The organism is Enterococcus hulanensis, from assembly GCF_005405485.1.
GTDB lineage: Bacteria > Bacillota > Bacilli > Lactobacillales > Enterococcaceae > Enterococcus_A > Enterococcus_A hulanensis.
The window spans coordinates 233883-256160 of the sequence record NZ_BJED01000004.1 but is presented as its reverse complement, the minus strand read 5'-3'; the positions used below and the strand labels follow the sequence as shown (position 1 = coordinate 256160).

23 protein-coding genes, 1 tRNA gene and 1 other annotated feature are annotated in these 22278 nt (G+C 40.0%); of the genes, 19 read left to right on the top strand and 5 right to left on the bottom strand.

What is annotated here, in order from left to right; all coding sequences use genetic code 11:
- Positions 1 to 149 precede the first annotated feature (149 nt).
- Positions 150 to 515: an ACT domain-containing protein gene (locus FFR60_RS06455; RefSeq protein ID WP_137663505.1), complete on the bottom strand. Its 366-nt coding sequence runs from the start codon at positions 513 to 515 to the stop codon at positions 150 to 152.
- A 130-nt stretch (positions 516 to 645) separates the two neighbouring features.
- Here FFR60_RS06455 and FFR60_RS06450 point away from each other — a divergent pair, with 130 nt between their 5' ends.
- The 6 genes from FFR60_RS06450 (at position 646) to sstT (ending at position 5563) form a co-directional block, all read left to right on the top strand.
- Positions 646 to 1599, top strand: a complete 954-nt coding sequence (locus FFR60_RS06450) for a zinc-binding dehydrogenase (protein ID WP_137663504.1) — start codon at positions 646 to 648, stop codon at positions 1597 to 1599.
- A gap of 151 nt (positions 1600 to 1750) precedes the next feature.
- The gene (locus FFR60_RS06445) at positions 1751 to 2047 is read left to right on the top strand and encodes a hypothetical protein (protein ID WP_137663503.1); all 297 of its coding nucleotides are present in this window, start codon (positions 1751 to 1753) and stop codon (positions 2045 to 2047) included.
- A 107-nt stretch (positions 2048 to 2154) separates the two neighbouring features.
- Entirely contained in the window at positions 2155 to 3039 is an 885-nt protein-coding gene (locus FFR60_RS06440; RefSeq protein WP_137663502.1) for a helix-turn-helix transcriptional regulator, read from the top strand.
- Between the two features lie 66 nt (positions 3040 to 3105).
- Positions 3106 to 3735: a GyrI-like domain-containing protein gene (locus tag FFR60_RS06435; RefSeq protein ID WP_137663501.1), complete on the top strand. Its 630-nt coding sequence runs from the start codon at positions 3106 to 3108 to the stop codon at positions 3733 to 3735.
- A gap of 68 nt (positions 3736 to 3803) precedes the next feature.
- Entirely contained in the window at positions 3804 to 4070 is a 267-nt protein-coding gene (locus FFR60_RS06430; protein WP_088933225.1) for a Na+-transporting malonate decarboxylase, carboxybiotin decarboxylase subunit, madB, read from the top strand.
- A gap of 257 nt (positions 4071 to 4327) precedes the next feature.
- Positions 4328 to 5563 carry a serine/threonine transporter SstT gene (gene sstT / locus FFR60_RS06425; protein ID WP_137663500.1) on the top strand — a complete coding sequence of 412 codons (1236 nt, stop codon included), beginning with the start codon at positions 4328 to 4330 and terminating at the stop codon, positions 5561 to 5563.
- 400 nt (positions 5564 to 5963) lie between these two features.
- Here the strand turns inward: sstT and FFR60_RS06420 are convergent.
- From FFR60_RS06420 to FFR60_RS06405, 4 genes are all read right to left on the bottom strand, one after another.
- Positions 5964 to 6037, bottom strand: a tRNA-Arg gene (locus FFR60_RS06420).
- A 60-nt stretch (positions 6038 to 6097) separates the two neighbouring features.
- Entirely contained in the window at positions 6098 to 6937 is an 840-nt protein-coding gene (locus FFR60_RS06415) for an alpha/beta hydrolase (protein WP_137663499.1), read from the bottom strand.
- Positions 6938 to 7036: 99 nt separating this feature from the next.
- Positions 7037 to 7705, bottom strand: coding sequence for an O-methyltransferase (locus FFR60_RS06410; RefSeq protein ID WP_137663498.1), 669 nt, complete (start codon positions 7703 to 7705; stop codon positions 7037 to 7039).
- Positions 7705 to 8352, bottom strand: a complete 648-nt coding sequence (locus FFR60_RS06405; RefSeq protein WP_137663497.1) for a uracil-DNA glycosylase — start codon at positions 8350 to 8352, stop codon at positions 7705 to 7707. Before FFR60_RS06405 ends, FFR60_RS06410 begins: the two co-directional genes overlap by 1 nt.
- Before the next feature lie 172 nt (positions 8353 to 8524).
- Positions 8525 to 8596: a sequence feature (ribosomal protein L21 leader region), on the top strand.
- A gap of 21 nt (positions 8597 to 8617) precedes the next feature.
- Between FFR60_RS06405 and rplU the strand changes: the two genes are divergently transcribed.
- From rplU to FFR60_RS06340, 13 genes are all read left to right on the top strand, one after another.
- Positions 8618 to 8926, top strand: coding sequence for a 50S ribosomal protein L21 (gene rplU, locus FFR60_RS06400; protein ID WP_010740661.1), 309 nt, complete (start codon positions 8618 to 8620; stop codon positions 8924 to 8926).
- A 17-nt stretch (positions 8927 to 8943) separates the two neighbouring features.
- On the top strand, positions 8944 to 9294 hold the full coding sequence (locus tag FFR60_RS06395) for a ribosomal-processing cysteine protease Prp (protein WP_088933220.1): 351 nt from the start codon (positions 8944 to 8946) through the stop codon (positions 9292 to 9294).
- Between the two features lie 12 nt (positions 9295 to 9306).
- A complete protein-coding gene (rpmA, locus tag FFR60_RS06390; RefSeq protein ID WP_010745708.1) occupies positions 9307 to 9600 on the top strand; it encodes a 50S ribosomal protein L27 in 294 nt (97 codons plus the stop codon).
- Positions 9601 to 9708: 108 nt separating this feature from the next.
- Positions 9709 to 9975, top strand: a complete 267-nt coding sequence (locus FFR60_RS06385) for a SemiSWEET family transporter (RefSeq protein ID WP_137663496.1) — start codon at positions 9709 to 9711, stop codon at positions 9973 to 9975.
- 296 nt (positions 9976 to 10271) lie between these two features.
- Positions 10272 to 11639 (top strand): Trk system potassium transporter TrkA, encoded by a 1368-nt coding sequence (gene trkA / locus FFR60_RS06380; RefSeq protein ID WP_088933218.1) that lies wholly within the window; start codon positions 10272 to 10274, stop codon positions 11637 to 11639.
- Positions 11640 to 11651: 12 nt separating this feature from the next.
- The gene (locus tag FFR60_RS06375) at positions 11652 to 13091 is read left to right on the top strand and encodes a TrkH family potassium uptake protein (protein WP_088933217.1); all 1440 of its coding nucleotides are present in this window, start codon (positions 11652 to 11654) and stop codon (positions 13089 to 13091) included.
- Between the two features lie 403 nt (positions 13092 to 13494).
- Positions 13495 to 16269, top strand: a complete 2775-nt coding sequence (locus tag FFR60_RS06370) for a sigma-54-dependent transcriptional regulator (protein WP_137663495.1) — start codon at positions 13495 to 13497, stop codon at positions 16267 to 16269.
- 199 nt (positions 16270 to 16468) lie between these two features.
- Positions 16469 to 16969: a PTS sugar transporter subunit IIB gene (locus FFR60_RS06365; protein WP_137663494.1), complete on the top strand. Its 501-nt coding sequence runs from the start codon at positions 16469 to 16471 to the stop codon at positions 16967 to 16969.
- A 74-nt stretch (positions 16970 to 17043) separates the two neighbouring features.
- Complete coding sequence (locus tag FFR60_RS06360) at positions 17044 to 18033, top strand: mannose/fructose/sorbose PTS transporter subunit IIA (protein ID WP_137663493.1); 990 nt, start codon at positions 17044 to 17046, stop codon at positions 18031 to 18033.
- 33 nt (positions 18034 to 18066) lie between these two features.
- On the top strand, positions 18067 to 18870 hold the full coding sequence (locus FFR60_RS06355) for a PTS mannose/fructose/sorbose transporter subunit IIC (RefSeq protein ID WP_137663492.1): 804 nt from the start codon (positions 18067 to 18069) through the stop codon (positions 18868 to 18870).
- A gap of 21 nt (positions 18871 to 18891) precedes the next feature.
- Positions 18892 to 19803, top strand: a complete 912-nt coding sequence (locus FFR60_RS06350; protein ID WP_137663491.1) for a PTS system mannose/fructose/sorbose family transporter subunit IID — start codon at positions 18892 to 18894, stop codon at positions 19801 to 19803.
- Positions 19804 to 19912: 109 nt separating this feature from the next.
- On the top strand, positions 19913 to 20284 hold the full coding sequence (locus FFR60_RS06345) for a DUF956 family protein (RefSeq protein WP_137663490.1): 372 nt from the start codon (positions 19913 to 19915) through the stop codon (positions 20282 to 20284).
- A 160-nt stretch (positions 20285 to 20444) separates the two neighbouring features.
- On the top strand, positions 20445 to 22205 hold the full coding sequence (locus FFR60_RS06340; RefSeq protein ID WP_137663489.1) for a PTS mannitol transporter subunit IIBC: 1761 nt from the start codon (positions 20445 to 20447) through the stop codon (positions 22203 to 22205).
- The last annotated feature ends 73 nt before the right edge of the window (positions 22206 to 22278 follow it).

Genomic DNA, 22278 nt, shown 5'->3' with positions numbered 1-22278 from the left:
ACTACACTCTCATAATAAGAGATAATCGGAAGCGTTTCGTCCAACCAAAGCCCTATTTTCTTCTCGGATAAAAGGCTGGAACGGTCGCGAAAAATGACAAAGACATGAAAAAAGAGCCCATCATAGGCTCTTTTGAGGATTTAAAAATCTCACGAGACAATATATCCGCCTTCACGCAAAGCCGCAGCAGCAGCCTCATACTTTTCAGCTTTGATCAAAATATAATCGGTATTGTAAGTGGAGACAGCAAAAATACTAATTTCGCGATCCGCTAACAGCGACGCAATTTTGGCGAGAATTCCCACAAGGCTGAAATCCAACACGCCTTCGATCTTAAACCCTGTCCAACCGTCTTCTTGTTCAAGCGTATCAGCAGGAACGTTATCAGTGGCAGAAACAATCGATGTTTCCTCATCAGTTACGCCGATAAACAATGGTTGCTGGTTCAGGTCGATCATTTTTAAATCGGACACTTTGTAAACAGATAGAGCTTGCGGTAAAGTTACTAGTTTCATTAATGGTGCTCCTCTCATTAAACTAAGGTCATTTAAATCTATCAGAGCGGAGGAAGGAATGCAATCCGATATTTTGCTGAAAAATTTTCGTCATAGTATAGTTGAGGAAATAACTAAAGGAGCCTCTGTCATGAAAGCATTGTATTTTGAAAAATTTGGCGGCAGTGAAGTGTTGCAATATGGAGAAATCCCTCAGCCTGTCATCACCGAAAACGAAGTATTAGTAAAAGTGGATTACAGCGGTTTGAATTTTGCGGATATCTATCGTCGCAGAGGAACCTATCATATTGAAAAACATGAGCCGTATATCAATGGATACGAAGGCGTTGGAGTCATTGTTGAAATCGGTGCAAAGGTAACGAGACAGCAAGTTGGCGAAACGGTTCTATTTGTAGATGTACCGTTTGCCAACGCAGAATATGTTGCGGTCCAAAGCGAGCAGGCGATTCAGTTGCCGACCGAAATCGACAGTCAATTAGCCGCAAGTATCGGATTGCAGGGGATGACCGCCGATTTTCTTGCCCACGATCTTGGAAAAAATAGTCCGGGAGAAAAAGTCTTTATCACAGGAATCAGCGGCGGCGTTGGTCAAATACTTTCCCAAATGCTGGTGGCTGATGGGATCGAAGTTTATGGCTCGGCATCATCAGCAGAAAAACAAGCATTAGCATTATCCCATGGAGTAAAGCAGGTCTATCCTAGTCGGGAAACCTCTTGGGTCAAAACGCTTGAGGGGAAATTTGTGACGGCATACGATGGTGTCGGCTCCACGCTCCAGCAAAGCTTAGCGTTGATCCAGCATCGTGGGAAAGTCGTATTTTTCGGTATGGCAGGCGGCGATCCAGTAAAAATCGATCCGGTTGCTTTGATGTCAGAATCAAAAAGTATATTAACAGGCGATCTATGGGATTACCTGACCAGCTATGAGGAACGAAAAACACGCAGTGAGCGCTTGTTCAGCTACTTCGCCAAAGGACAAATCGACATCAGTGAGCCCACTGTGTTTTCACTAGCAGATGGCAGGCAGGCTCACGAATTTTTAGAGACGGGCAAAAGTATCGGTAAAGTTCTGCTCAAACCTTAAAGACATATTGTTACACCGTTTGGATAACTAAACGGTGTATTTTGCTGTTCAAGTAGGGAGAATAATTTCAGTGAATATGGTTGAAGATTATACGAACATTAATGATAAAATAGGTAATAACTGTAAAATCTATTTTCCGGAGGTGGGTCAAATGAAGGATAAAAAACAACTAGCTGTTAAGAGCCTTTTTGTATTTTCTGTGATTGTTCCGATTTTATTGGGTTCGATGAGTATCATCGATCTGTTTACCGAATATGTGATACTAGGTACTGCTGGAGCTGTCGCGGCTTATCTAATCATTTTTCGGAAATACTATTTTCTTTCTAACTTAATCAGCTCAGGCGAAAAAGAGTACACCGCCTTTGAACTTAAACTGGGGAAATTTACCGGTTACGCTTGTCTGGCTATCTCAGCGATCTTTTTCATCGTAGCATTTTTAAACAAATAAAAAATTTTCCCTGCTTTTCTCAAAATGGACTTGAGAAGCAGGGCTTTTTTATAACCTGACACAAGGTTGCAGGTTCTAGCTGGTATACTAAACATGGAGGTGAGGGCATGGCCGAATACCGATTATTTCAGATGGTTTATTACTTAATGGATAAAGGAAATACCACTGCACCTGAGTTGGCAGAAAAATTCGAGGTATCGATCCGAACGATTTATCGAGATATTGATATTTTAAGCGCTGCGGGAATCCCTGTTTATACAACGCAGGGAAAGGGCGGCGGAATTTTCCTGCCTGAGAATTTTGTCCTGAATCGTTCATTGATCTCAGAAGAAGAACAAAATCAAATACTGACTGCCTTACAAGGATTAAGCGGCGTGGACGAGCAAAGCAATCAGGCATTATTAAAAAAGTTAGGCAGTGTCTTTCAAAAGCAGACCACTAATTGGATCGAGATCGATTTTTCCGATTGGAATCTACAAAATGAATCGCTGTTTCAAACCTTGCAAAACGCCATTTTCCATAAAATGTGCATCAAAATCCACTATTTTAGTCGCGAAAAAACGGGATCTCAGCGCAAAGCAGAACCGCTAAAGCTTATTTTTAAAGCCAGAGAATGGTATCTCTACGCCTATTGCTGTGAAAAACAAGACTATCGCCTCTTTAAACTTAAACGAATCAGAGAACTTCAATTAACGACTGAAACCTTTGATCGTGAGGCACCAGAAAAAGTCCTTCAGCCAGGAAAAATCTATACGGCAGAAAAAACTCCGATTCGCTTAGCTTTTGCTCCAGAGATGGCATATCGTGTGTACGAAAATTTTGAAACGGTTGAAGAAAAAGCCGGCCGTCTGCTGGTTACGGCAGAATATCCTGTGAATGACAGTTTATATAGTTTCCTGCTTTCATTTGGCGGACAAGTGGAAGTCCTAGAACCAGCTTTTGTCCGAAATGAGTTAATCAAAAAAATCGATCAATTGAAAAATCTTTACTAAACCTGACACGAGCTTGCAGGTTACACTCATTATAATGAGCTTAAAGTTGAAAGCGAGGGAAAAGACATGAAGTATGAATGGAAAAAACAGGAAAAGCACTTATATGGTGCGAAGAAGAAAGCAGAAATTGTGAAGGTACCACCTCAGAAATTTCTCACGATCAAAGGCGAGGGAAATCCTAACAACCAAGAATTTTCTGAACGAGTAGGCGTTCTCTATCCAGTAGCTTGGAATATCAAGATGGGCTTCAAAAAATTTTATAAGGAACATCCCGAACTGCAGGCTGAGTTTGAGTATTCCGAATTTGCGATCTTTCCATTAGAAGGTATTTGGTCAACGAAGAATGTCGATGATATTACGGACAAAGAAAGCTTTGAATACAAGATCATGCTGCGTCAGCCTGACTGGATCACTCAGGAAATGTTCGAAACTTCTGTTGCTGCAGTGGCTAAAAAAGAGCCTAATGAGCTGCTGAACGAACTTTGTTTTGAAACGATCGAAGATGGAGCCTGTGTCCAAATTCTGCACCTTGGTTCTTTCGATGATGAACCAGCGTCATTTCAGAAGATGGATCAATTGGTCAAAGAGAATGGCTGCACACGCAAAAGTTACCAGCACAGAGAGATTTATCTAAATGATGCCAGAAAAACAGCGCCGGAAAAACGTCGGACAATTTTGCGGTATCAAGTGGAGTAATTCTTCCAAGCACAATCTTCGTCTTCCTTCAGGCTTTCTAGTATAGTGGGTCTGTAGGAGGTGGAAACATGGAAAATCTTATCTTGATTGGACACATTATTTTTGGGATTGCTTCATTTGTAGGCTCTTTATTATTGACGATCGGTTTTAGAAATTCTTTCGCCAAATTGACAGGGATCCAAAAATCAGGAATCGTTTTAACGGTTGCGAGTCTTTTCGGTACGATCGCCTTTGCGATGTTGACGAAGGGCAATGTAATGGGGGCAGTCCTATTTATCGTGTTAGGTCTAGCAATGTGTGTATTGCTTGTAGCTCCAAAAGCTGTAAAAGAATAAAACCATGCACTCAGAGATTTTTTTCTGAGTGCTTTTTTGTGTCTATTAAAGCAAAAACTATTAGGAGTTAACATTCCTAACGATTTAAATACATCATAGCAGGGATTTTATTCTACCGACCGTCCGATTAGAACGTGACCATTATATATTAATTAGAAAATAGTAAGATTCTATGTTGTAAACAGTTACCTCTTCAATTAGACTTTAATTATCATTTGTTTTTATGATAATTAAAAATGGAAAAGGGGACACTTGTTTTGTTAGAATTTTTTAAACAACTTTCGCTAATCAAGCGGATTGTCATTGGGATTGTCGTTGGGGGAATTTTAGGCGTTTTTCTACCCCAATGGAGCTTCATTGCAATATTAGGTAGTTTATTCGTTGGCGCGTTAAAGGGAATTGCTCCATTATTAGTATTTGTATTAATAATGTCTTCCGTTTCGAAACATCAATCGGAAACGCAAACGTTCATTAAGCCAATCATTTCATTATATTTACTTACCACCTTATTAGCAGCAATAGTTGCCGTACTGGCTAGTTATATCTTCCCTCTAACTATTTCTTTACAGGAGGTTTCTGGTTCTCAAGAAGCACCAAAAGCACTGATCGATGTATTGACGACTATTTTAAATAATATCGTTCAAAATCCGTTACAGGCAATGATTGAAGGAAATTATTTAGGTGTTCTATTTTGGTCAGCTCTAATAGGCTTTGCCATGCGTACCCGGAAAAATTCGGTAAAAGAAGTCATTGACGAATTTTCTCAAGCAATCACAGGAGTAGTCCAATTAGTCATTGCGATGGCGCCATTTGGTATCGCCGGTCTAGTTTTTGATTCGGTCGCTTCAACTGGTTTAGCAGGATTAGCGCAATATGGCCGCCTCCTACTTTTATTAGTAGGAACAATGCTGGTTGTAGACTTGATTGTATATCCTTTAGTCGCTTTTGTATTGATTAGACAAAATCCGTACCCGCTTGTCTGGTTCTGTCTGAAGGAAAGTGCTATTCCAGCATTTTTCACGCGAAGCTCTGCAGCAAATATTCCAATCAATATGATGCTGGCAAAACGCTTAGGGTTAACAAAAGAATCTTATTCAATTTCATTACCATTAGGAGCAACCATTAATATGGGTGGGGCTGCCATTACCATTTCGATAATGACCTTAGCCACTGTTCACACTTTAGGAATTGCTGTTCCCTTTAGTCTGACCTTAATGCTGTGTGTGCTGTCGGCCTTGGCTGCTTGTGGTGCTTCAGGAATTGCCGGCGGATCTTTATTACTGATCCCATTGGCCTGCAGTCTCTTTGGAATTTCTAACGACATTGCGATGCAAGTTGTCGGTGTGGGTTTCATTATTGGTGTGGTTCAAGATTCTGTTGAAACAGCTGTTAACTCATCAAACGATCTATTTTTCACGGCAATTGGTGAATTTTCAGATCTGCGTAAACGAGGAGAAAAAATAAATCTAAAAGAACGTTTGTTAGATAAATAAACTGTTTGTTGATTACTAAAAAATAGAGAGGCTGTTGCGAAATAGAAATCTATTCTCGCAGCAGCCTTATTTGTATATAGTCAAAATTAAATAAATGTGGAAGTAGAGACGAACACATAAAACAACAACAACTATTGGAAATTCTCAAGTCAATACCGATGGAATTGAAGGAACAATTGTTATCGTATGATAAAAGTGTTAGCAAGTAGTATGTGGAAAAACATTGATTTAACAGCGCTGGTTCTTGGAGGGTAAAAAAAAGTGTTAGCAAAAGTGTTAGCAAAAAAGAAATATCCCCTGATTTTTGGAGAAAATAAAAAATCTGTTAGCAGAATTCAGGCTCGGCTAACAGATGATTCAGATTGATATAGCAAGGTTTTCACCCTGTTATACTTCAAAATATCACAGGAGGGATTCGAACCCCCGACCGTCCGCTTAGAAGGCGGATGCTCTATCCGGCTGAGCTACTGTGACAGTAGTTTTGCAACAATTGCTATTATAGAAAAACTACCCTTACTTGTCAATGCTAATTCGTTATTTTACTGATTCAAAGAGATATTCTTTGATTAACTTCAAGGTTTTTGGATTTTCAATCAAGGAACCATGGTCTGCTTGTTCATTCACAATGATCTCCTTATATTTCTCGCTATCGCTGTAAATCAATCGTCCGGCAAGAACACTTGTCAATGGAACGGTGGTGTCAGAGTTTTGATTATCGACATTGCCGGCGATGTTATAGACAGTGATATTCTTGGGAATGTTCTTTTTGTTTTTCAAATAGTACTTCAAAAGGTTGCTCTCAGCTTTTGGTTTTGTAAAGGTTGAACGGTTGTCATTATACTCCCACGAAGTATCGTTATAGGGGGTACCTAGTGTAATCAAATGATAGAGTGAGGGATCATTGCTTTTTTGTTCATTCTCTAAATAGCCGGTGATGATCAGGCCGCCGTTCGAATAGCCTAAGTAATCATAGGTATTGAAGGTATAAAACTTTTCAGCATACTCTAAGGCCTTTTGAAACCAGCGAGATTGTTTTGGAAGTGATGGGTCCGTTCCATCTTCGAAAGCAACAGCGATGATAGGTCGCTTTGTATTTTTTGTAAAGTGACCAGAAGAGGTAATTGAATCATCCTTATTGACTGTGATTTTTATTTCATCAACATTCTTTTCTGTTTGTTTTAAGGAGTCCACTAAACTATCAAAGCGATCAACGTCGCCATTTGTACCTGGAACCATAATTACTGGTGCGGGGATTGGCAAAGGATCGTTGATATTTTTTGATGCATGGACATGATTTTTTGTTTCGAATAAGATGATTCCGAGGATACACACCAATAAAATTGATATGATGCCTCCTATTTTTTTGTTCTTCACAGGAAACTCCTCCATTTCAGTTCCCTAGTGTACGCCGATTTTTTTCAGGTACAAGCAAAAAGGCGGAAATTCAAAAAAGTTTCAAATTTCCGCCATTAATTATTTGTTTTTTGAGATTAATGCTACGCCGTCACCTAGAGGTAATAAAGTAGAAGTTAGTTCGGGCGATTTTGTGACTACCTCTAAAAATTCGTTCAGCTTCCGGTGGATTGCTCGGTTCTTGCGAGGAATTTCTTCGATTGGCTGCAAAACTGTACCTGCTTGAAAAATATCATCTACCATCAATACACCATCATCAGATAATAGACGCAGACATTCAGGCAAAAAGGTAATGTATTTTGATTTTGCGCTGTCCATAAAAATAAAATCATAAGGACCTTCCAAGTTGCTCAGCAGGTCAGCCGCTTCGCCTTCTAATAGAGTCACTTGATCTTCCAAACCTAGTTTAGCAAAATTCTTTTTTGCTTTTTCGATCATGACAGGGAAGCGGTCGATCGTAGTAATCTTGGCATCCTTACCAAGTGATTCTGCCATCAAGCTGGCTGAAAAACCGATTGCGGTTCCAATCTCTAAAACATTTTTCGGCTGCTTTTGTTTCAATAGAAACTGTAAGAAGACGACGGTTTCGTGGGGAATCACCGGTACACCATTCTCATGGGCTAGGTCCTCTAAGTCACCTAAAGAGCCGGTTAATTGTTTTTGCTCGGTCCGTAAGTAATGCAAAATATCTTCATTGATAATCGGACGGTACATCATTTCATTGCGCATTATTTTTCCTCTTTCTTTAGTAAATTTCCTAATGTTAACCAATCTGCCAAGATCTTTTCGCTTAGGGAACGATTATAAAAAATCGCTGCCGGATGGAAAAGAGGGACGATAGTGTATTCTTTTTCTGATATTCGATAATTGTTTTGCTCTGCCGATAGTTCCAGTACGGGACCGCGATAAACTTCGCCATGACGTTCACTGATCTGCCATTTTGGTCCAAGCAAACGCTGCAGACCGATATTACCTAAAGTAGCGATGATTTTTGGCTGAACAGCTGCCAGCTCATAATCTAAAATCGGTGCGTGAGCTAAGACTTCTTTTTTATTTGGGGTTCGATTCGGATAAACAATCTCAATTTCCTGCGTTCGCTTGGTTACACGTTCAACAATTTTATAAGGCCGACTTCTAACTGCGCTGGTAATATAGGTATTATCCCGCGTCAGTCCGATGGATGCCATGGCTTGGATCAATTCTTTTCCAGCCGCCCCTGAAAAGGGAATGTGATTAACGATTTCATTACGACCAGGTGCCTCGCCGACTAGCATTAATTTTGGCTGAAGCGGACCTTGCCCTGCGACAAATCCTTCCAGCTGAAAATCTTTTGAACGTTCCGCTACTAAATTAACCAATTTATCAGGATAGTCCATTTATGCCACCTCGCACTAATTATCACCCTGCTAATCAATTAAAGAAGAGCAGAAATGACGAATTCATTTTATCATCCTTCTAATAGTAGAAAAAAGCAGGACGCGCGTCAATAATTAATCATTGACTTGACCTATCTTTTTTAGTAAACTATGAATGTTGTAATTGTGGAACCCACAGCTACAACCGCACAGAACAAGTTATTAAGTACTTCGGTCACTTGGGATGGCGAGTCTAAGTATATAATCATAAGGAGGTGCCACAAGCATGTACGCAATCATCAAAACTGGCGGTAAACAAATCAAAGTTGAAGAAGGTCAAGCAGTCTACATTGAAAAATTAGACGTTGAAGCTGGCGAAAAAGTTGTCTTCGACCAAGTTGTTTTAGTAGGCGGCGAATCTACAAAAGTAGGAGCTCCTATCGTTGAAGGTGCAACTGTTGAAGGAACTGTTGAAAAACACGGCAAACAAAAGAAAGTCGTTACTTTCAAATACAAACCTAAAAAACATTCACACCGTAAACAAGGTCATCGTCAACCCTACACTAAAGTTGTCATTGACTCAATCAAAGCATAAAAAAGAAGGTGCCTAAGTTGATCAAAGGTACATTCACTCGAAATCATGCAGGTCAAATCAGCGAATTTACGTTGACTGGTCATGCTGAAGCTGGTCCTTACGGTAGCGATATCGTATGTTCGGCTGTTTCCGCATTAGCCATCAGCACCGTAAATAGTCTGGATGCACTAGCAGGTGTCATTCCGAACATCGAGACCAACGATGACGAAGGTGGTTATCTTCATGTTGCGTTGAACTTGGATGATTCCATGACTCAAGAGCAGATGAATATCTCGCAAATTTTGTTAGAGCATTTATTATTAGGCTTGCAATCAATCGAAACAGAGTATTTGGATTTCATCGAAGTCCATACAGAATCTAAATCATAGGAGGTGCAGCTCATGTTATTGAATATGAACTTACAATTATTCGCCCACAAAAAAGGTGGCGGTTCAACTTCTAACGGACGTGACTCAGAATCAAAACGTTTAGGTGCTAAACGTGCTGACGGTCAAACTGTTACTGGTGGATCAATTCTTTATCGCCAACGTGGTACTAAAATTTTCCCTGGTGTAAACGTAGGTATCGGTGGTGATGACACATTGTTTGCTAAAGTTGACGGCGTGGTACGTTTCGAACGTAAAGGTCGCGACAAAAAACAAGTGTCTGTATACCCAGTCGCTCAAGAAGCTTAAGAATTTCGAAGCCCTCATCCTGTTTAAGCGGGATGAGGGCTTTTTTTCGCTTCTTAACTCAATTTACGGTACTATTTTATTAACGAGAGAGGTTTGGGGTGTGTATTTGTGGATAAGAAGGAACGAATGGTTTTAGTTTTTGGAAGGATAGCTTCAGTTTTATCAGTGCTGATGTATGTTTCGTACATCCCGCAGATTATGAATAACTTAGCGGGAAATAAAGGGAATCCAATCCAACCAATGGTGGCAATGGTCAACTGCATCTTTTGGGTGATTTATGCGACTATGCAAAAGAAAAAAGATTATCCAATTATTATTGCCAATGTGCCGGGTGTCTTTTTAGGTGCGATTACATTTATCACAGCGATAATGTAACTTTTGGAAAATTTAATAAGGAAGTATCTAGAGTAGCGTTTTTACTTTAGGTACTTTTTTATTTTGCTTTCGACTTTCATTCTCAAATAAAATAGGATTGACCCAAACTTTTTTACATTTCATTCGTAATAGGTGATGAAAAAAATTTAGTCGTTCAATTTTCCTCAAAACAATTTAAAAAGTCGTTTAAATTCGCATAATTCTGGAGAAAGAGTTTCGTGAAAGTCCGTTGTTTTCCTTGTTAGAAAGGGCTAGAATGGAGGATAAGAATATTAATTTTTAAACAGGAGAAAAGAATGAAAATTATTGTTTTAGGTGCTGGTAAAGTTGGTAAAGCTTTGACTCAGTATTTGTCCGATGAGGATTATGATTATGATGTGGTCGTTATTGATTTGCATGCTGAAAAGGTAGAAACGATCGTTAATCAGTTCGATGTTTTAGGTGTGGTGGGTGATGGTGCGACCTACGATATATTGAATGAAGCGGGTGTCGATGATACAGATATTTTCATCGCTGTAACGCAGTCTGATGAGCTGAATATTTTGGCTTGTTTAATGGCGAAAAAAATGGGTGCCCAAAATTCAATTGCGCGCGTGCGAAATCCAGAATATTTAAAGCAGCGTTCCTTTATGCGGGATCAGTTAGGATTGTCCATGATCATTAATCCGGAATTGGAGGCCGCCAATGAAATTCGTCGAATATTATTATTCCCTTCCGCTTTTAAAGTGGATACGTTTGTTGGAGGGAAAATCGAATTAGCTGAATTTCGTTTGAAAGAAAATGCGCGATTGATTGGCGTTTCCTTGAATCGACTTGATAAGGTATCTAAAACAAATGTGTTGATCTGTTCTGTCCGGCGAAAAGATGAACTGGTCATCCCAGACGGCAATTTTGTTCTTGAACAAGGAGATCGTATCCATGTCATGGGGCAGCATCGTGATCTGGTGCGCTTTTGTCAGGATATCAATTTATTTGAACAAAAAACCAAACGGGTCATTATGGTCGGCGGTGGACGGATCGCCTATTATTTGGCGCGGCAATTAAGTGAACATGGAATCCAAGTGAAGATTATTGAAAATGATCCGAAGCGTTGTCTTGATCTTTCTATCATGCTTCCTCATGCCACGATCATTGAATCCGATGGCAGCGATGAAGAAGTTTTGAATGAAGAGGGGATTGAATCGGTGGATGCATTCCTTGCATTAACAGGATTTGACGAAGAGAACATCGTGATTTCGTTGTATGCTAAACAAATGAAAGCGAAAAAGACAGTGGCTAAGGTGACACGGACTAACTTTATGAATGTCTTGGATCAATTGGACATTGATAGTATCATCTCGCCTAAGAACATCATCGCGACGCATATTCTAAGATATGTTCGAGCGAAAAACAATAAAGATGATGATAGCAGTGTGAAGACATTGCATCATCTGTTTAATGACGACGTGGATGCTATGGAATTCGTAGTGACTCCGCAGACTAGTTTCTTGAATAAAAAAGTTTCAGAAGTAAAACTAAAAAATAATGTCTTAATAGCGGCGATTTCTAGAGAACGCGGCTTCGTTATTCCAAAAGGTGACACAGAGATTCGATTAAAGGATCATATCGTGATTATTACTACAGATCGAAAAATCTGCAGCTTAAATGATCTGGTGAGGAGATAGCGGTGAAGCATTATGAATAAAAAAATGGTTGTCTTTACTTTAGGCAAATTATTGAAGGTCGAAGCTGTTTTGCTGCTTCTGCCATGCATTGTTGGTTTGATTTACCGTGAAAAAGCAGCTCTTTCGTATGCTGTCGTTGCCGCGTTCGTATTTATAATTGGGACTTTAATAAGTTGGAAAAAGCCTAAAAATCGCAATATCTATGCTAAGGAAGGGTTCTTCATCGTTGGCGTGAGTTGGACGCTGTTGTCCTTATTTGGCGGATTGCCATTTATGATAGCGGGTGAAATCCCTTCGCTTACGGATGCTTTTTTCGAAACCGTATCTGGTTTTACGACGACCGGTTCGTCGATTTTAACTACATTGAGCAACATCAGCCATGCGAGTTTATTTTGGCGAAGCTTTACGCACTGGGTCGGAGGTATGGGGATTCTGGTTTTTACTGTTGCTTTTATTCCGATAGCTTCAGGCAGAACGATGCATATCTTGAAGGCTGAGATGCCAGGACCGATCATTGGTAAGCTGGTCTCTAAAGTTAGTGTGACTGCGCGGATTTTATATGTGATATATACTGTTTTAACGTTGATTCAGATTGTTTTGCTAATATTAGGCGGTATGCCGGTTTTTGACAGCTTTTTGAATTCGTTCGCAACAGCCGGAACTGGCGGGTTCTCCATGAGTGATGCGGGGATTGCCGGCTACAACAGTGCTTATATTGATGGGGTAATTACAACCTTCATGATTTTATTCGGGATCAATTTTAATCTGATCTATTTCTTTTTGATCGGCAAAATTGCACCTGTATTGAAGAGTGAGGAATTACGCGGTTATTTAGGGATTATCGCCGCTTCGGCGATATTGATCACGATCAATATTTCATCTCAGTTCCCATCTTATCTGAAGGCATTTCGTTATGCGGTATTCCAAGTCGCATCTATTATTACGACAACTGGATTTACCACAACGAATTATGATAAGTGGCCGATGTTTTCTCAGGTCATTTTACTTCTATTAATGTTTGTGGGAGCTTGTGCCGGTTCGACAGGCGGCGGGATTAAAGTCTCACGAATTCAAATGTTAGTAAAACATGCCCTTCAAGAACTAAAAAAAGTTGTTCACTCACGCAGTGTCACATCGATGGAGTATGAAGGAGAGACGATCGCGCCTAAAACGATCGGAAATATTCATGCCTATTTAGTTCTTTATTTATTAGTTTTTGTCGTTTCGTTACTAATACTGTCGCTGGAAAACATCAATTTTCAAACGACATTCTCAGCAGTTGCTACCTGTATCAATAATGTAGGACCAGGTTTCAAAGCAGTGGGTCCAACGGGCAACTTTGGATTCTTATCTAATCTTTCTAAATGGACTCTATCTTTTGCCATGCTAGCTGGCAGATTAGAGATGTTCCCGATCCTGCTGCTTTTTTCTAAGTCTTTTTGGAAAAGCTAAATATAAAGATTCACTCAATAGAAATCTTATCTCGTTTTGGGATAAGATTTTTTATTATGTTTTGCTTTCGCTAAAAAAGTTATGGTTTCTTTTATGGAAAATAAATACTATACTTTGATTGACGTATTAACAGGAAAATAAATAATTTTTTTCGTTTGGAAAAAGGGCCAGGATTATCTTATATATAATAGAAGAAACTCGACTTGGAAAATTTGATGAGGAACGGAAATACTAAGAAATTATTAAAAAAGGTTAAAAACATTTAAGGCACAGAAGGAGAAAATCCCAAAAACTTTCAATTTTGAAAAATATAGTGTATTATTTTACAGCGAAATATTTGACATTTTAATAAAAACTATAGATGATTGATAATATAGAATACACTAATGAAGAAGGTGACTGAATGGAACGACGAATTGACCGTATTTATCGCTTTGTTTCGGAAAATGCAAATGTAACGACGAAAGATGTAGCGGATTCATTGGATATTCAACGGACAAATGCCAGTAAAGATTTGAATCTCCTTGTTAAAGAAGGTCAGCTAAGTAAAAGTGAAGGAAGACCTGTTCGTTATTTTGTTTCGACCCAGTCAGTAGAGGCGTCGTTTGATGGAGAAGTCCCTCAAGCCCCAAAAGTTGCTATGGAGCCGCCGGAGAAAAAGATCTTAAATCAGAATACCGGCAATGTATTCACTCAGATTATTGGTTCTACAGGAAGCATGCGCAATGCTGTGGAACAGGCGAAAGCTGCCATTTTGTATCCGCCGCGCGGATTGAACTGTTTAATTACCGGACCAACAGGTTCTGGTAAAACTTTTTTCGCCCATGCGATGTTTCAATTTGCTCAAACAGAAGGTGTCGTAGAAGCTGATCGAGAGTTGGTCGTTTTCAACTGTGCCGATTATGCGAACAACCCAGAATTATTGATGAGTCATTTATTTGGTTATGAGAAAGGTGCCTTTACCGGTGCTGATACGGAAAAAGATGGTTTGATCCAACAAGCCGATGGCGGCATGCTGTTTTTAGATGAAATCCATCGCTTACCGCCTGAAGGACAAGAAATGATCTTTTATTTCATGGATCATGGAACCTACAGTCGTCTCGGAGAATCTGGAAAAAATCGTTTTGCCAATGTACGGATTGTAGGGGCGACCACCGAAGACCCTCATTCAGCACTACTCGATACCTTTGTGCGCCGTATTCCGATCAATATTCAAATGCCTGCCTTTAGTAGCAGACCTGCAGCTGAGCAGATTGATTTAGTTCGTGTAATGGTAGCGATGGAGGCCAACCGGATTCAGCGCAAAATTACTTTGACTGAAGATGTTGTAAGATCCTTGTTAGGCAGTGTCTCTTACGGAAACGTAGGACAGCTAAAGTCTAATGTTCAGTTGATTTGTGCACGTGGATTCATGAATCATATGATGCAAGAAGAAATCCCTATTACATTGAACGATCTGACAGAGGGAATCAAAGCCGGTTTAGTTCAGCTTTCAGCCGATCGGATCAAGTCGACAGATATTTCGCCGTATCTTGAGCCCGAAATGGTCGTTACGCCTAATGAAATTGATGAATTGATTAAAACGGATACTTATGAACTGCCGTATAACTTATATGATATTATCGGCGACAAAGCTGCTTTGTTAAAAACAGAAGGACTGGATCAAGAAACCATCAACCATTTTATTTCTACTGATATTAATGTTCATTTGAAATCATTTTATAAGGATCATGGTTTTACCTTTGATACAGAGACCCGCCTGACCGAATTTGTTGATAAGCATGTCATTGAGATAAGTAACAAAATTGCCGCTTTAGTTAGTGAACGTTTAGAAACGCATTTCCAACAAAATTTCATTTATGCCATGAGTCTTCATATTTCTTCCTTCTTGAAAAAAATTCATGTGGGAGAAACGCGTGAGACCAATGCGAATATTCGCGAAATGGCAAAAGATTACCCAACGGAGTTTGCGGTGGCACGTGAAATTCGGCGTTTGGTGGAAAAAGAGTTTCAAGTAGTGATTCCTGATAGTGAAGACTATTATTTAACAGTTTTGCTGGTTTCCCTGCGAGAAGATCAGTCAGCCGGTAAAATCGGTGTGGTGGTAGCTGCTCATGGAAACAGTACCGCGACTTCGATGGCGCAAGTCGTTCGTGAGTTATTAGATGTAACAAATATTATCGCTGTCGATATGCCTTTAGATATGCATCCACGGGTCGCCTATGAGAAAATGCGCGAAGCCGTAACTCAGATTGATGAGGGCAGCGGTGTCTTGATCATGGTAGACATGGGATCATTAGCTACCTTTAATGAAGAGATTGAAAAAGATACGGGAATCGAAGTCTGCACTCTAGATATGGTAACGACGCCTCTGTTGATCGAAGCAGCTCGTAAATCGAGTGTTTTGGGATCAGGTGTTGATGAACTATACGAATCACTGCAAGGTTTCCGCGGCTATGGTCGTGTGATGCAGGAAAAGAATGAACCTCAAGAGAAACAAGCAATTCTAGCAATCTGTGCTTCTGGTGAAGGGACAGCTCAACGATTGAAGGAAATCATTGAGCGGCCATTGCAGCAGCGTAACCTGAAACACATTGAAGTTTTAACCTTAGCTATTGCAGATATCAAAACCAAAGTTCCAGCATTTAAAGAAGAATTCAAGATTTTGGCAACGACTGGAATCATGGATCCTAAGATAGGTGCTCCATATATTCCAATGGAGAAATTTATCAATCAAAAAGCGGATCAGATCTTAGATGAGCTTTTGTTGGAAAACGATTTGTCTGAGCAGAAAGAAGTTGTTTTGGATGCGAATAAGGCGCGCGAATTGTGTATCAATTTTATGAAAGAAAGCTTTACCTTCATTAATCCTAATAAATTGATTGATCCATTATGGCGCTTAGCTCAAACAATGATCAACAGCGATGGCGACTCATCTGATTATGCGTTGATGGTAAACTTTGTAATGCACATGGCAGGAACGATCGAACGAGGAATATTACAACAGCCGCTAAAAATCGATGAAGAATCAAAACGTATTTATCAGGGAGTAACTGATAATGTTGTCATGAATCGCGGATTGAATGAACTAGAAAGCCAGCTGCGAATTACGATCCCGACCTCCGAGCGCTATTATATTTATCAATTGCTTAAGAATAACGAAGAAATTAGAGTATAAATAATACACAAAAAAGGATACAGTCTACTGTATCCTTTTTTGTGTATTGCTGCGAATGCTATAAATAAAGAATTTCTTGCTAGTGTATCTTGGCACGGTACTTGCTTTATTATAAGTGAGTACCTGTGTGTTACTGTACTCAAATAATGTAGCACAAGTCTTTTGGCATCTGAGCCTTGTCGTAACAGGAGGTGGTGGGATGGTAATGGATATTCGACTCACTCGTATCGATGATCGTTTGATTCATGGTCAGGTAGCGACTGTTTGGTCTAAAGCAACAGGGATCGAGCGGATCTTAGTGGTTAGTGATGAGGTTGCGAATGATGAGTTGCGTAAGTTCCTCCTAAAACAAGCCGCGCCACCAGGAATCAAGTCCAATGTCGTCACAAAAAAGAAATTGGTTGAAGTGTATCGAGATCAATTGTTTGATGGAATGAAGGTCATGCTGCTGTTTGCTTCACCGCAAGATGTAGTGGAGGTCGTTAAGTCAGGTGTTGATCTAAAAGCGGTCAATATAGGCGGTATGCGATTTAGTGAAGGCAAGAAAATGATTACTAATTTTATTTCCATAGACAGTGAGGATGTAGAATGTTTTCTTGAACTTTCAGAAGCAGGAATCGAACTGGAGATTCGTCAAGTACCGACAGACCGGAAAACAGATCTGATGCAATTGATCAAAAAGGAAAAGATGCTGCAGTAAATTAATTTTGGTTACAGGTTTTTAGAACTTATTTATATTTTTGAGCTGTAACAATAATAGTAGGAGGTATAAAGATGGTAGGAATTATCATTGCCAGTCATGGCGAATTCGCTAATGGTATCTTGCAATCCGGAGCGATGATCTTTGGAGAACAAGAAAATGTCAAAGCTGTTACTTTGATGCCGAGTGAAGGACCTGATGACGTTAAGGCAAAAATGAAAGAAGCAATCGCATCTTTCGAAAACCAAGACGAAGTATTGTTCTTAGTCGATCTTTGGGGTGGAACTCCTTTCAACCAAGCAAACAGCTTGTTTGAAGAACACAAAGACAAGTGGGCAATCGTTGCTGGTATGAACTTACCAATGTTGATCGAAGCTTATGCTTCACGTTTCTCAATGGAAACTGCGCATGAAATCGCTGCTCATATTTCTGGAACAGCAAAAGAAGGCGTTAGAATTCGTCCTGAGGAGTTAGAACCAGCTGAAGCTGCTCCTGTTGCAGCAGAAGGTAATCAACCTACAGGTGCGATTCCAGAAGGAACTGTACTAGGTGATGGACACATCAAGTTCGTATTGACACGTGTTGATTCTCGTTTACTTCATGGACAAGTCGCAACTGCTTGGACTAAAACAACTGGTCCTAACCGGATTATCGTTGTTTCAGATGCAGTAGCTAAAGATGATCTACGTAAGAGATTGATCGAGCAAGCTGCTCCCCCAGGTGTTAAGGCAAATGTTATTCCAATTGACAAAATGATCGAAATTTCAAAAGACCCTCGTTTCGGAAATACAAAAGCGTTGTTACTATTTGAAAATCCTGAAGATGTATTACGTGCAGTTGAAGGCGGCGTTGACATTAAGGAAGTTAACGTTGGATCAATGGCTCACTCAGTTGGGAAAGTCGTAGTAAGTAAAGTATTGTCAATGGGACAAGAAGATGTTGATACTTTCGAGAAATTGAAAGCAAAAGGAATCAATTTTGACGTGCGTAAAGTACCAAATGATTCTAAAGACAACATGGATGAAATCCTTAACAAAGCAAAAAATGAATTGAAAAACGCTTAAGCAACATAATTAACTTAAATAGGAGGGCTTATAATGTCTGGTATTTCAATGGTATTAGTAGTAATCGTTGCCTTTCTAGCAGGTATGGAAGGGATCTTGGATGAATTCCAATTCCACCAACCGCTAGTAGCATGTACATTAATTGGTTTAGTAACCGGTAATTTAGAAGCTGGGATCGTCCTTGGCGGCTCACTTCAAATGATCGCCTTAGGTTGGGCAAACATCGGGGCTGCCGTAGCACCGGATGCTGCATTGGCATCTGTTGCATCTGCAATTATTTTAGTTTTAGGTGGTCAAGGAGTTAAAGGTGTTTCTTCAGCTATCGCAATCGCTGTTCCTTTAGCAGTAGCTGGATTGTTCTTAACAATGATCGTTCGTACTTTGGCTGTGCCAATCGTTCACTTTATGGATGCTGCTGCTGAAAAAGGTGAAATGCGCAAAGTTGAAATGTGGCACATCATTGCTGTATGTATGCAAGGTGTTCGTATCGCAATTCCAGCTGGTGCACTATTAGTTATCCCTGCTGACACTGTACGCGGATTCTTAGAATCAATGCCTGCATGGTTAACAGATGGTATGGCTATCGGTGGTGGTATGGTTGTTGCCGTTGGTTATGCAATGGTTATCAACATGATGGCTACAAAAGAAGTATGGCCTTTCTTCGCAATTGGTTTTGCTGTTGCGGCTATCTCTCAATTAACATTGATCGCACTTGGTGTTATCGCAGTTGCATTCGCATTGATTTACTTGAACTTACAAGATAGTTCAGGTGGCTCATCAAATGGTGGCGGAAGCAATACTGGCGACCCACTAGGCGACATTTTGAATGACTATTAATCTTGAAGGAGGAGAAATAAAATGGCAGAAAAAATCGAATTAAGTAAAAAAGATCGTTTAGCCGTTGCATGGCGTTCTACCTTCATTCAAGGTTCTTGGAACTATGAACGTATGCAGAATGGCGGTTGGTGTTATGCAATGATGCCAGCAATCAAAAAATTATACAAAACTAAAGAAGACCGTATATTGGCAATGCAACGTCACTTGGAATTCTTTAATACTCACCCATATATCGCTTCACCAATCATTGGGGTAACATTAGCGCTTGAAGAAGAACGTGCCAATGGTGCACCTGTTGATGATGTAGCAATCCAAGGGGTTAAGGTTGGTATGATGGGACCTTTAGCCGGTGTTGGTGACCCAGTCTTCTGGTTTACTGTACGTCCAATGTTAGGTGCCTTAGGGGCTTCTCTAGCAATGGCTGGAAACATCTTGGGACCAATCATTTTCTTCCTAGCTTGGAATATTATCCGTTGGGCATTTATGTGGTATACACAAGAATTTGGCTACCGTGCTGGGTCTAAAATCACTGATGACCTTTCAGGTGGTTTATTGCAAAAAGTTACTAAAGGTGCATCTATCCTAGGTATGTTCGTACTGGGAGCCTTGGTACAGCGTTGGGTAAACGTGAAGTTCACTCCAGTTGTTTCTACTGTTAAGTTGGATAAAGGTGCTTATATCGAATGGGATAAATTACCTGCTGGAGCACAAGGAATCAAAGATGCCTTGTCACAACAAGCATCTGGACTTGCTTTAGATAGTTCAAAAGTTACTACTTTACAAGACAACTTGGATCAATTGATTCCTGGTCTTGCTGCATTACTATTGACATTACTTTGCATGTGGTTATTGAAGAAAAAAGTTTCTCCAATTGTCATCATTCTTGGTTTGTTCGTAGTCGGTGTTGGCTTACACGTATTAGGTATTATGTAAGAAAGTCAATCATTGAAATGCTCGGGCTTGCCCGAGCATTTTTTGCTTAATAAGAGTAAAATAAGTATAATAGTTTAACAGATACATATATGGAAATGGAGTAGGTCTAATGGTTCAATCAATCAATACAAAGGTCGATTTGACGATCGATGCTACCTCGTACTTAGGTGTGGCTGATTACGGCAAGATCATGATCGGTGACAAAGGGTTTGAATTTTTCAATAATCGTGATGCTCGAAAATTTGTTCAAGTTCCTTGGGAAGAAGTGGATTATGTTATCGCTTCTGTTGTTTTTAAGGGAAAATGGATTCCGCGTTATGCAATACAAACAAAAAAGAATGGAACGTATTCTTTTGCATCAAAAGAGCCGAAAAAAGTATTGCGAGCAATTCGTGAGTATGTAGACCCAGATCATATGGTTAGATCGCTAGGATTTTTTGATGTCATTAAACGTGGTGTTCGCAACAAACTCAATAAGTAAAGAAGAGTCGTTTATCTTTGAGATGAACGGCTTTTTATTTTTGGCACAAACTTCTGTGCCAAAGCTCTATCTACATTTCATTGAAAGCGGATACCTCAGGATATATGATAAATATGTAAACGAAATCATTTTAGATTATTTCTGAAGGAGGAAAAAGAAAATGGAAGCTACTGGACAAAAGGGTGGACTTAAGGCAAAAGTCCAGCGTCTCGGAAGTCATCTGTCAGGGATGGTTATGCCAAATATTGGAGGCTTTATCGCTTGGGGTGTTATCACTGCTCTGTTTATCCCGGATGGATATGTTCCAAATGAAGCACTTGCCACATTAGTCGGACCGATGCTTTCTTACTTATTGCCATTATTAATCGCTTATACAGGTGGTAGCATGGTGCATGGACAACGTGGTGCAGTAGTCGGGGCGATCGCTGCGATGGGTGTTATTGTAGGATCGGATGTGCCAATGTTTATCGGGGCCATGATGATGGGTCCTTTGGGTGGATGGTGTATCAAGAAATTTGATGACGCTTTCCAAACGAAGATCAAAGCCGGATTTGAAATGTTAGTCAATAACTTCTCATCTGGGTTGATTGGTTTTGCTCTTGCAGTGTTAGGATTTTATGCGATTGGACCAGTTGTTGAGTCATTAACGAATTTGATGGCCGCAGGTGTTGAATCAATTATCAACATGCATTTATTGCCATTAGCAAATATCTTTATTGAACCGGCAAAAATTTTGTTCTTAAACAATGCAATCAATCACGGGATTTTGACGCCGCTTGGAATTGAGCAAGCAGCAGAGGCTGGAAAATCAGTTCTATTCTTGCTAGAGTCTAACCCTGGACCAGGATTAGGAATCTTATTAGCCTTCACCTTGTTTGGTAAAGGTGCGGCGAAATCTTCTGCACCAGGTGCGATCATTATCCAGTTCTTAGGTGGGATCCATGAAATTTACTTCCCATATGTAATGATGAAACCTCTTTTATTCCTAGCTGTTATGGCCGGTGGGGTTGCCGGAACATTTACATTCCAATTGTTAGGTGCAGGTTTACGAGCAGCCGCTTCTCCAGGTTCGATTATCGCGATCATGGCTATGACTCCGCCAGACGCTATCTTAGCTAACCTAGCAGGGATCATCGTTGGTTGTGTTGTGTCATTCTTAGTTGCAATGATTATTATTAAATCAGACAACAGTGAAGAAGATGATTTAGCAGCAAATCAAGCAGCAATGGCAGATGCGAAAGCACAAAGTAAAGGTCAAAACGCAATGACAGCTGAAAACCAAGAAATGTTCGGCAACATCAACAAGATAATTTTTGCTTGTGATGCTGGTATGGGATCAAGCGCGATGGGAGCTTCTGTATTACGTGATAAAGTGAAAAAAGCTGGCTTATCATTACCAGTTTCAAACTCGGCGATCAATAACTTGAGTGACGATCCAAATGCGTTGATCGTAACCCAAGAAGAATTGCATGATCGCGCTTCACAAAAAGCGCCAAGTGCAACCTTCGTTCAGGTAGAAAACTTCATGAATTCACCACGCTATGATGAAATCGTCGATCGTCTATCTGCTGAACCTGCTTCTGGTGACAGCGAAAAAAAGCCGCTGACTGATGATGTGGTAGAAGGCGTAGCCGATTATTCGAAAATCGATCACATTATCTTTGGATTCGACCAAGTGAAGGGCTCAGCTAATATGGGCGCAACGATCTTGAAAAAACTATTGAAAGATAATAATTTGACTTATCCGGTAACGGTTGAACCAATCAGTTCGTTGAAAGATGAAACAAGCGCTTTGGTCATTACCAACAATGACGAAACGGTCAAAGCAGAACAACAGGCGCCAAGTGCCACACATGTGCCATTGTCCGACTTGGTTGCTTCGGAAAAATATGACAAAGTCATTCAAAACTTAAGGAAATAAGTAGTCTTTTATACAGAATCGTATTACTCTTAAAGCAGTGGGGATTCTCACTGCTTTTACCCTTTTGAAATTA